General features: G+C 74.1%; 9 protein-coding genes. 4 read left to right on the forward strand and 5 right to left on the reverse strand.

From position 1 onward, the window contains the following. Window positions 1–153: 153 nt before the first annotated feature. Entirely contained in the window at window positions 154–1470 is a 1317-nt protein-coding gene (locus GRQ65_RS21930; protein ID WP_160880156.1) for a glycosyltransferase, read from the reverse strand. Next, a complete protein-coding gene (locus GRQ65_RS21935) occupies window positions 1467–2567 on the reverse strand; it encodes a glycosyltransferase family protein (RefSeq protein ID WP_160880157.1) in 1101 nt (366 codons plus the stop codon). The genes GRQ65_RS21930 and GRQ65_RS21935 overlap by 4 nt, the downstream gene beginning before the upstream one ends. 191 nt (window positions 2568–2758) lie before the next feature. Between GRQ65_RS21935 and GRQ65_RS21940 the strand changes: the two genes are divergently transcribed. Then, complete coding sequence (locus GRQ65_RS21940) at window positions 2759–3841, forward strand: ABC transporter ATP-binding protein (protein ID WP_160880158.1); 1083 nt, start codon at window positions 2759–2761, stop codon at window positions 3839–3841. A 30-nt stretch (window positions 3842–3871) separates the two neighbouring features. On the opposite strand, the gene GRQ65_RS21945 is transcribed toward GRQ65_RS21940, so the two are convergent. After that, window positions 3872–4768, reverse strand: coding sequence for an alpha/beta fold hydrolase (locus tag GRQ65_RS21945; RefSeq protein WP_337191952.1), 897 nt, complete (start codon window positions 4766–4768; stop codon window positions 3872–3874). Window positions 4769–4835: 67 nt separating this feature from the next. Here GRQ65_RS21945 and GRQ65_RS21950 point away from each other — a divergent pair, with 67 nt between their 5' ends. After that, complete coding sequence (locus tag GRQ65_RS21950; RefSeq protein WP_160880159.1) at window positions 4836–5747, forward strand: alpha/beta fold hydrolase; 912 nt, start codon at window positions 4836–4838, stop codon at window positions 5745–5747. A 10-nt stretch (window positions 5748–5757) separates the two neighbouring features. Here the strand turns inward: GRQ65_RS21950 and glpX are convergent, their stop codons facing one another. Together glpX and GRQ65_RS21960 are read right to left on the reverse strand one after the other, a co-directional pair. Continuing rightward, a complete protein-coding gene (gene glpX / locus GRQ65_RS21955; protein WP_160880160.1) occupies window positions 5758–6780 on the reverse strand; it encodes a class II fructose-bisphosphatase in 1023 nt (340 codons plus the stop codon). A gap of 10 nt (window positions 6781–6790) precedes the next feature. Further along, window positions 6791–8035, reverse strand: a complete 1245-nt coding sequence (locus tag GRQ65_RS21960; RefSeq protein ID WP_337191953.1) for an ArsB/NhaD family transporter — start codon at window positions 8033–8035, stop codon at window positions 6791–6793. A 64-nt stretch (window positions 8036–8099) separates the two neighbouring features. Between GRQ65_RS21960 and GRQ65_RS21965 the strand changes: the two genes are divergently transcribed. Together GRQ65_RS21965 and GRQ65_RS21970 are read left to right on the forward strand one after the other, a co-directional pair. Next, window positions 8100–8702, forward strand: a complete 603-nt coding sequence (locus GRQ65_RS21965) for a DUF4245 family protein (RefSeq protein ID WP_160880162.1) — start codon at window positions 8100–8102, stop codon at window positions 8700–8702. A 161-nt stretch (window positions 8703–8863) separates the two neighbouring features. Beyond that, window positions 8864–10420 carry an alkaline phosphatase D family protein gene (locus GRQ65_RS21970; protein ID WP_160880163.1) on the forward strand — a complete coding sequence of 519 codons (1557 nt, stop codon included), beginning with the start codon at window positions 8864–8866 and terminating at the stop codon, window positions 10418–10420. Window positions 10421–10830 lie beyond the last annotated feature (410 nt).

Here is a 10830-nt window from a genome sequence, read left to right on the forward strand (position 1 = left end):
CCCACCCCCGCCAGCCACAGCCCATCACCAACAGGGCTGCAGCAACAGACTCACAGTCTCGAAACCACTGCACTTCCCGAGAGTGGCTTCGAGACGGTCGCTAGCGCGACTTCCTCAACCAGCGGTGGTCGGGACAGCCGCCGACGCGACCTCCTAGAGCCAGCCGCCCAGGTGCGCGGCGAGGTCGGCGTCGGGAGGCACCCGCCGCAGCCCGAGGTCGTCGGCCCGCACGACCGCCGCCTCGAACAGGTCGTCGCGGCCCCACCGGGTCATCCGGCGGTGGGCGCGCAGCGCCTCCAGGGCGAGCAGCTCGCCCGCGTCGTCGACGACGGTGACGGTGTGGGGGTGGCCGTCCGCCCGGGCGAGGGCCAGCAGACCCTGCCACGCCTCCGGCGCCGCGCGTACGCCGGCCCGCAGGTGCAGCCGCAGCGCGTGGCCCGCGAGGGGCGCCGCGACCGCGACGCGCGGGTCGCCGACCAGAAGCCGCTGAACGGGGTCGTCGGGGTCCGCGGAGACCCGGGCGGTCGGCACGGCGGCCAGGACGCTGTCGACGCCGATGAGCGCCTCGGCCGCGCCGAGGTCGGGGTCGAGGGTCACCAGCAGCTCGGGCGGGCTCAGGGCGAGCCCGGAGAAGGCGACCGTCGGGTCGGCGACGCGGCCGGCGAGGCGCAGGGTCTCGCGGGTCTGGGTCTCCCGCAGGCGGACGTCGGCGGCGTCGCGGGCGGCGCGCTCGGGGCCGTCGTGCCAGGCGACGGCGCCGGGTCGATGGGCGAGCGCCGCGCCGTGCTGCCAGGCGCGCCAGGCCCACTCCCAGTCCTCGCCGCCGTAGGAGTCGAAGCTCTCGTCGAAGCCGCCGACCTCGTCGAAGAGCCAGCGGCTGCAGGCGAGCACGGCCGAGATGACGTAGCGGTAGGAGTCGGAGCGGGCCTCGAGCAGGTCGCGGGTCCAGGTGAACCCCTGCGCGAGCCACTGCGGCTCCGCGAGCTCGCGCGGCGGCCCCAGCATCTCGACCGGGGCGTCGACCGGCGTGCCGGCGAGGTCGGCGTGCCGGCGGCGCCCGACGGCGACCACCTCGGGCAGGTGGGCGGGCAGCAGCGCGAGCTCGGCGACGTAGCCCGGCTCGGGCGTGGTGTCGGCGTCGAGGAAGAGCAGCGTCGGGTGCGAGGTCGCGGCGGCGCCCTCGTTGCGGGCCGCGGACGCGGTGAACCCGACATCGGCGCGGCGCACCAGGCGCACGCCGTCGGGCACCTGCGGCGCCTCGCGGGACCCGTCGTCGACGACGACGACCTCGATCAGCTCGCGGGGGTGGGTCTGGCGCTCCAGGGCGTGCAGCGTGCGGGCCAGCTGCTCGTGCTGCTCGTAGTGCAGCACCACGACGCTCACCGGACTCGGCGCCCGCTCGCGCAGCCGGGGGAGCGGCGTGGCCCAGTCGTTGCCGACGACCGGCTCGCCGGGCGGGGGAGCGCTCACCACGCGGGCAGCTCCGGCCGCGCGGGGTGCGGACCGTCGAAGCCGGTCGCACTCCACCAGGCGGCGTACGCCGCGACCGTGTCGCCCAGGTGCGGTGCGAGCCGGGCGTCGGGGCCGAGGTGGGTCAGACCGGGGTCGTCGAGCACCCGCTGCACGACCGCGTCGAGCGCCTCACCGCTGTCCTCGGGGCCGTCGTCGGCATCGACGAGGAGCAGGGTGCCGGGGCGCAGCGCCGCGAGCTCGCGGGTGTAGCGACCGTCGGCGACGACCGGTCGGCGCCCGGTGCTCAGCCAGCTGTTGACCGACGCGGAGGCGGACAGGTGCCGGTGCGCGGCGACCGGGACGGTCACGGCCTGCATCGCCGCCTCCAGGTCGGCCTGGTCGAGGAAGCCGGTGACCTCGAGCGCGACCCCGCTGCGCTCGGCTCGCCCCTGCAGCTCCTCCACGAGGTCGGCGTGCCCCTCGACCGCCGCGCCGAGGCAGCGCACGCGCACCCGGTGACCGGCCTCGGCGAGTCGACCCGCCGCGCGCACGACCTCGCGGTGTCCCTTGTCGGGGTAGACCCAGCCGACGACGCCGAAGACGACCTCGTCCCCGTCGCGCGCGTCGGGCTGTCCTGGGAGGGCGGCGGTCTGCGAGTCCGGCACGGGCAGGTGCGCGACGAGCCCGGGCGCCAGCGCGGAGGGGGACCCGGTGAGGCGCCGCGCCTCGTCGAGCAGCAGCACCTCGTGATGGCTGTTGGCCGCCCAGGCGTCGGCGGCCGCGACGGCGTCGAGGTAGCCGCGCTGCCGCTCGGGCGAGGCCCACGGCTGCGGTACGTCGTGCAGCGTGAGGGTGAGGCGACCTCCCTGCGCCCAGCGCGCGATCCGATCGGCCGCCTCGCCCGGCGTGGCGGCGTACAACCGGTCGCAGAAGTGCACGTGCCACGCCTCGCTGCGACCGGCCGCGCGGGCGTCGAGCTCGGCGAGCGAGCCCGTGAGCACCGGCGCGCCCGCCGCGGCCGCGACCTCGCGGGCGTACATCCCGATCGCGCCGCGATCGGTGTCGGGCACGACGTGCACGGGCCTGCTCGTGCGGCTCGTGGCGGGGGTGCTCACCCGGTGGGTCCTCCTGCTGGTCGCGGCCCGGCGCACGTCGTACGTCGTGCGCAGCTCTCGCCCGCGATCCTGTCACGCGAGCTCCGGCGCACCGACAGGTGATGTCTGACGGGCGACCCGTCCCCTAGTGTGGTCCAGGTCACTTCACAACGGATCGTCCGGCACGTACCTGCCGGTGGAGGGAGCACATCATGGCAACAGTGACGTTCGAGAAGGCCCAGCGCTGGTACCCGGGGGCGGACAAGCCCACCGTGCCCGGCATCGACCTGGAGATCGGCGACGGGGAGTTCATGGTCCTCGTCGGGCCGTCCGGCTGCGGCAAGTCCACGACCCTGCGGATGCTCGCGGGGCTGGAGGAGATCAACTCCGGCAAGATCTTCATCGGCGACCGCGACATCACGCACACGCCGCCCAAGGACCGCGACATCGCGATGGTCTTCCAGAACTACGCGCTCTACCCGCACATGACCGTCGCCGACAACATGGCGTTCGCCCTCAAGATGGCCAAGGTCTCCCCGGACGAGCGCAAGCGCCGCGTCGCCGAGGCGGCCGAGATCCTCGGGCTCACCGAGTTCCTCGAGCGCAAGCCCAAGGCGCTCTCCGGCGGACAGCGCCAGCGCGTCGCCATGGGTCGCGCGATCGTGCGCAACCCGCAGGTCTTCTGCATGGACGAGCCGCTGTCCAACCTCGACGCCAAGATGCGCGTGCAGACCCGCACCGACATCGCCCGCCTGCAGGCCGACCTCGGCGTCACGACCGTCTACGTCACCCACGACCAGGTCGAGGCGATGACGATGGGTGACCGCGTCGCGGTCATGAAGCTCGGCGTGCTCCAGCAGGTCGACACCCCGCTCAACCTCTACGACAAGCCCGTCAACCTCTTCGTCGCGGGCTTCATCGGCAGCCCGCAGATGAACCTGATCGAGGCGCGTGCGGCCGACGGCCAGGCCAAGATCGGCAACTACCTCGTGCCGGTCGACCCGACCGCGTCGAAGAAGATGCAGGGCGGCATCACGGTCGGGGTGCGCCCCGAGGCGTGGCGCATCGTCTCCGCCGAGGAGGGCGGCCTGCCGATCAACGTCACCGTCGTCGAGGAGCTCGGCGCCGACGGCTACGTCTACGGCACCTGCGACGTCGAGGGCACGCCCAGCAACGTCATCGTGCGCGTCAGTGCGCGCGACTCGGTCCGCAAGGGCGACGTGCTGCACGTGACGACGGACCCGAAGAACGTGCACGTCTTCGACACCGAGTCGGGCGAGCGCCTCAGCGACTGACCCACGGCGTACGGCGGGCCGGGTGCGCAGTCAGCGCGCCCGGTCCGCCGTCCGCTTGACGGCGTCGGCGAAGGTCTCGTGCAGCGCGACCGGCATGTCGTGCCCCATCCCGTCGACGAGCAGCAGCTCGGCCCCGGGTATCGCGGCGGCGGTGGCCCGCCCGCCGGAGACGTGCACCATCTTGTCGGCGAGACCGTGCACCACGAGGGCGGGCATCGTCAGCGCGCGCAGCCGCGGGGTGCGGTTGGGCTGGGTCAGGATCGCGACCATCTGGCGCAGCGTCCCGGCGGCGGAGATCCCGCGGTCCCAGGTCTCCTCGGCGCGGGCCTCGACGTCCTCGTCCGGCACGGGGTAGCCCGGCGAGCCGATCCGCTTCCAGATCGCGACGCTGGAGCGGATGTAGGCCTCGCGTCCGCCGGCGCGCCCGATGAGGTTGGTCAGCAGGCTCGGGTGCTGCCAGCCCACCGTGCGCTTGCCGGTCGTCGACATGATGCTGGTCAGCGAGCGGATCCGCGCCGGCTGCTCGACCGCCATCGTCTGCACGATCATGCCGCCCATCGAGACGCCGACGACGTGCGCGGAGTCGAGGCCGAGGTGGTCGAGCAGGCCGAAGGCGTCGGCGGCCATGTCGCTGAGCGAGTACGGCGCGCGCACCTTGCGACCGGTGAAGGCACGCACGAGCGTCGCTCGGGTGACCCGGCCCTGCCCGCGGCTGGAGCGCCCGACGTCGCGGTTGTCGAAGCGGACGACGTAGAAGCCGCGGTCGACGAGCATCTCGCAGAGGGCCGGGTCCCACCACGTCATCGGGCCGCTGAGCCCCATCACGAGCAGCAGCGGCTCGCCGTCGGGGTCACCGAAGGTCTGGTAGCAGAGCTCGATGCCGCTGCCCACGGGGGCGAACAGCTCGTCGGACGTCTGGGCCGGCACGATCACGATTGAAGCAAACGGGCGAACCCCCACATGTGCGGGGATACCTGTGGGTAACGTCGTGAGTGTGACCCAGGCGACAGCGAGCGCGGTCTCGCGCGAGGAGAACCCCACGTTGGGGTCCTTCCTGCTGCCTGAGGGGTTCCGCCGCCCGCACCCGCTCGCGGTGCTGCGCGAGGCGAGCGTCGTGCTCGAGGCCGGTCGCTGTGCGGCGGCGGTCGTCGCCGAGCGGCGCCAGCGCCGCGCCACGTCGTACGTCCTGCGCCAGCAGCCGCGCCGCGAGGAGCCGGTGGTGCTGGTGCCGGGGTTCATGGCCGGCGACAGCTCGCTGCGGATGATGAGCGCGACGCTGCGCTCGCGCGGCTTCCGCACCTACTCCTCCCACATCAGCGCCAACGTCGGCTGCACCCTCGCAGCCGCCGCCGAGCTCGAGGCCCGCATCGAGGCGATCGCCATCAAGCGCGACAGCCGTGTGCAGCTGGTCGGGCACAGCCTGGGCGGCATGCTCTCCCGCGGGCTCGCCGCCCGTCGGCCCGACCTCGTCGCGGGCATCGTCACGATGGGCAGCCCGATGCTGGCCCCCGGAGCGCACCACTGGGTGCTCACCGCGGCCGTCGAGTCGCTGGTGCGGCTGAGTCGCGCGGGCGTGCCCGGGCTGATGGCCGAGGAGTGCGTCGCCGGGGCGTGCGCCCGGCAGAGCTTCGACGAGTGCCGTCAGCCGCTCCCGGCCGGCGTCACCTTCACCGCGCTGCACTCGCGCCGCGACGGTGTCGTCGACTGGCGCGCCTGCATCGACCCCGAGGCCCGCTCGATCGAGGTCGAGGCCTCGCACCTCGGGATGGCGGTCGACCCGCGCGTCGCCGCACACGTCGAGGCCGCGCTGCTGCTGCCCGCCGGGGCGGGTCGTCGTACGGCGCGGCTCGGGGCGGCGCGTCGCGCCGCCGCCGAGGCGGCCGAGGGCTCGGCGCTGCTGGCCTGAGCCGGTCGGCTCAGTGCTCGGCCGCGTGCTCGAAGGCCTGCAGCTTGGCGAGCTGGTGCTCGCCGCGGATCGAGCGGATGGTGCCGCTGCGCGAGCGCATGACCAGTGAGTCGGTGGTGCAGCCGCCGGCGCGGAAGCGGACGCCGCTCATCAGGTCGCCGTCGGTGATGCCGGTCGCGACGAAGAAGCAGTCGTCGCCGGTGACCAGGTCGTCGGTGGTGAGCACGCGGTCGAGATCGTGACCGGCGTCGAGGGCGCGCTGGCGCTCGGCGTCGTCCTGCGGCCACAGGCGGCCCTGGATCACACCGCCCATGCACTTCATCGCGGTCGCCGCGATGATGCCCTCGGGCGTGCCGCCGATGCCGAGCAGCAGGTCGACCCCGCTGCCGGGCCGGGCGGCCGAGATGGCCCCGGCGACGTCGCCGTCGACGATGAACTTGATCCGGGCGCCGGTGGCCCGGATCTCCTCGGCGAGCGCCTGGTGGCGCGGGCGGTCGAGGAGGACGACGGTGACGTCGGAGGGGGCGGTGCCCTTGGCCTTGGCGACCGCGGCGATGTTGTCGGCGACCGGCCTGGTGATGTCGACGACGTCGGCGGCCTCGGGGCCGGTGACGAGCTTCTCCATGTAGAACACCGCCGACGGGTCGTACATCGAGCCGCGCGGGGCGACCGCCAGCACGGCCACGGCGTTGCTCATGCCCTTGGCGGTCAGGGTGGTGCCGTCGATCGGGTCGACGGCGACGTCGCACTCGGCACCGGTGCCGTCGCCCACGCGCTCGCCGTTGAAGAGCATCGGCGCGTTGTCCTTCTCGCCCTCGCCGATCACGACGACGCCGTTCATGCCGATCGTCGAGATCATCTCGCGCATCGCGTTGACCGCGACGCCGTCGGCGCCGTTCTTGTCCCCGCGGCCGACCCAGCGGGCCGCGGCGATCGCGGCGGCCTCGGTGACGCGGACCAGCTCGAGAGCGAGGTTGCGGTCCGGCGACAGCGGCGAGGCGGGGGTCATCGAGGTCGGGCGGGCGTCGCTCATGGCCCGAACCCTAGCCGGACACCAGACTGAGCACGCCCACCCCGACGAGCAGCGACACGGGGGTCAGGACGAGCGAGACACGGTGGAAGGCCAGGCTGCCCACGTGGCGGCCCGCCTGGGTCAGGGTGCGGCGCCACAGCAGGTTGGCCAGCGAGCCGGTCCAGGTGATGCCCGAGCCGATGTTGAGCCCGAGCAGCGCGGCGAGCACCGCGGTCGTGCCGAGCGGCGCCACCAGCGGCACGAGCAGGATCGTCGCCGACAGGTTGGTCAGCAGCGCCGCCGCTGCGGTCGCCAGCGCGGCGACCACGAGCAGAGCCGTGAACGACGACCCGCCGTCCGGCAGCAGGTCGGCCACGACGTCGCCGAGGAACCCGGCCGCGACCGCCGCCACGACCACGCCCAGGGCGAGCACCAGGAGGGCGAACGACGGGTTGGCCGCGGCCACGACGTCGCGCGTGCCCACCAGTCCCCGGCGCCCGGCCCACACCACCAGCACGAGCGCCGCGGCGCCCGAGACCCACGCGGGCTCGACGCCCCAGCGGGAGCCGACCGCGAACCCCGCGAGCATCGCGACGACCACCGCCAGCGGCACCAGCGGCACGGGTGGTCCGCCCACCTCGCCGGTGTGCTCGGGCTCGCGGGCCAGCGAGCGGGCGAAGAGCAGCCTCAGGCCGACGTACTCCACGACCAGGACGGCCGCCCAGACCGGCGCCATGCGCGCGGCGAAGCCCACGAACGACAGGTCGAGGTGGGGGAGGGCGAGCAGGTTGGTGAGGTTGGAGACCGGCAGCAGCAGCGAGGCGGAGTTGGCCATCCGCAGGCAGGCGAAGGTGCCGGGCTCGTCGGAGGTGCCGAGTGCGAGGGCGGCGCCGACGACGATCGGCGTGAGGAGCACGACGGTGGCGTCGAGGCTCAGCACGGCCGTGACCAGCGCGGCGAGCACGAAGACCCCGGTGAACAGCCGCACCGGGCGGCCGCGGGCGGCGCCGCCGACGATCCGCGCGGCCGCGGCGAAGAGCCCCGCCTGCGCGCAGACGTGCGAGACGACCAGGATCGTGACGAGGAACAGCACGACCGGCAGCAGCTCGCGCACCGTCTCCTCGACCTGGTGCAGCGACACGAGACCGGTGGCGCACGCCGCGGCCGCGGCCAGCAGCGAGATCGCGGCCTCACGGCGCCACGTCGTGTGGACCGTCGCCGCGGCTAGCAGCGCGAGCAGCGCGAGGATCGCGACGCCGTCGGCCAGCCACTCCACGTGCACAGCCTCGCTCACCCGGTCGGTGCCGTCCGGGCTGGGTCCGGCTGGGAAGATGGCAGACGTGAGTCAGCAGCCCGCGGCACCCGAACGGCCCGCCCGCTACGACCGCACCTTCGGCGGCCTCATCGCCGCGATGATCGCCACGGTGCTGTTCGTGGTGGGCTTCGTGGCCTTCCGCGGACTCACCCGCGACAACCCCCAGGCCGAGATCACCCCGGTCGACTACCTCCAGTCCGTGGTCGACCTGCAGCGCGCGGGCACCCAGGTCGTCTACCCGCCGCAGCTGCCCGCCGGCTGGGTCGCGACCAGCGTCGACTTCGAGCGGGGCAACCCGCCGCAGTGGGGCCTCGGCGTGCTGACCGACGACCCGGGCGGGCGCGAGTTCGTCGGCCTCGCGCTGGCGCAGCGCGACGTCGACGACATGCTCGCCGACTACGTCGACCAGGACCCCGACGAGGGAGCGGACGCCAGCCCGAGCAACCAGCTCGGCGCCAGCACCTGGCAGACCTGGTCGGACGCCGGCGGCGACCACGCCTTCTCGACGGTCCTGGACTCCGGACCGCTGGCGGGCCAGACCGTCCTGGTCTACGGCTCGGCGCCCGTCTCCGACCTCGAGACGTTCCTCGGCCTCCTCACCACCGCCCCGGCCGCCGGCAACCCCTAGTGCCCAGCGCCTCGGTGGTGGTTGAGGGAGGACGAAGTCCTGTCTCGAAGCCACTCCCGGCCTGACACCCGTCCGACCGGCCTGAGGTGTCGTGCGGCGTTGGGCGACACGTCGCGCGCCGTTCGTGACGGCGTACGCCGCGAGCGTGACGCTGCGGTGACGTGCCCTCCCTCGGACGGCGCGAGCTGCTGCTCGCCGCCGCGGTGCCCTTGGTGCCGGCCCTGCCCGACCTGCGCTCACGCTCCTCGTCGCCCTCCTCGTCGCCGCCCTCGTCGTCAGCCCTGCACGCCCCGTTCACGCTGGGCGTCGCCTCCGGCGACCCGTGGGCGACCGGGGTCGTGCTGTGGACCCGGCTGGCGCCCGACCCGCTCGCGCCCGACGGGCTGGGCGGGATGCCGCGCCGCCCGGTCACGGTGCACTGGCAGGTGGCCGAGGACCCGTCGTTCGCCCGGGTGGTGCGCGGCGGCTACGCCGTGGCCGACCCGGCGTGGGCACACACCGTGCACGTCGAGGTGCGCGGGCTGCGACCGGGGGCGGAGTACTCCTACCGCTTCCGCGCCGAGGGCCACGTCTCCCCGGTCGGGCGCACCCGCACCGCACCCGCGGCGGGCTGGACGGGCGCGGCACGGTTCGCGGTCGCCTCGTGCGCCAACTACGAGGACGGCTTCTTCACGGCCTACCGCCGGCTGGCCGAGGAGCAGCCCGACCTCGTGCTCCACCTGGGCGACTACCTCTACGAGAGCCCGCAGGAGCCCGGACCCGGCCACGTGCGCGGCCACCTGGGCCGGGAGACCCGGACGCTGGCCGACTACCGCCAGCGGCACGCGCAGTACCGCCTCGACCCCGACCTGCAGGCCGCCCACGCGGCCGCGCCCTGGGCGGTGGTGCCGGACGACCACGAGGTCGACGCCAACTGGGCGGGGTTCACGCCGCAGGTGCCCGAACGCGACTTCGCGGCGCGCCGGGCCGCGGCGTTCCGCGCCTACTACGAGCACCTGCCGCTGCGGCGCGCCTCGGTGCCGCGGGGGCCCGACCTGCCGATCCACCGGCGTCTCGCCTGGGGCGACCTGGCGACCGTGCACCTGCTCGACACCCGTCAGCACCGCTCCGACCAGGCGTGCGGCGACACCCGGGTGATCGGCTGCGGGGCCCGCCAGGCGCCCGGCCGCACGATGCTGGGGAGCGCCCAGGAGCAGTGGCTCGACGAGGGCCTCGCCGGGTCGGGGGCCCGGTGGGACCTGATCGCCCAGCAGGTGTTCCTCGCCCAGAAGGACTCCTGGCCCGGTCCGGAGAAGGAGCTGGCGATGGACGCCTGGGACGGCTACCCGGCCGCGCGCGCCCGGCTCCTCCGCTCGGCGACGCAGGCCCGCAACCCGGTCGTCCTCACCGGCGACGTGCACCGCCACTACGCCGCCGACCTGCGCCTCGACCCCGACGACCTCTCCGCCCCGGTCGTCGCCTCCGAGGTCGTCACGACGTCGATCAGCAGCGGCGGCGACGGCGCCGAGCGCACAGCGTTCACCGACGTCCAGCTCGCCGAGAACCCCCACCTGCACTGGGTCGACTCCCGTCGCGGGTACGTCGTGCTGCACCTCGACCGGCACACGCTGCGCGCCGAGCACCGCGTGCTCGACCGGGTCAGCCGGCCCGGAGCCCGGGTGCACACCGCCGCGCGCTTCGAGCTCGCCGACGGCCAGCGCGGCCTGCGCCGGGTGTGATATCCGCGCTGGTCGAGCAGAGCCAAGACGGTGGTTGAGGAGGGCCGCTATGCCCGTCTCGAAACCACTCTCGCGGCGCGTGGTTTCGTGACAGTCGCTAGCGCGACTTCCTCAACCACCGGTGCTCGGGAGGCTGGTCGGGTCCGCGTCGTCGGTGGTTGAGGAGGGCCGCTAGGCCCGTCTCGAAACCACTCTCGCGGCGCGTGGTTTCGTGACAGTCGCTAGCGCGACTTCCTCAACCACCGGTGCTCGGGAGGCTGCTCGGGTCCGCGTCGTCGGTGGTTGAGGAGGGCCGCTAGGCCCGTCTCGAAACCACTCTCGCGGCGCGTGGTTTCGTGACAGTCGCTAGCTGTTGTGTCCGGGGAGGTTGGGCACGAGGTCGATGGGTGACTTGCCTTTGAGGGCGGTGT

Source organism: Nocardioides flavescens, from assembly GCF_009823805.1.
GTDB lineage: Bacteria > Actinomycetota > Actinomycetes > Propionibacteriales > Nocardioidaceae > Nocardioides > Nocardioides flavescens.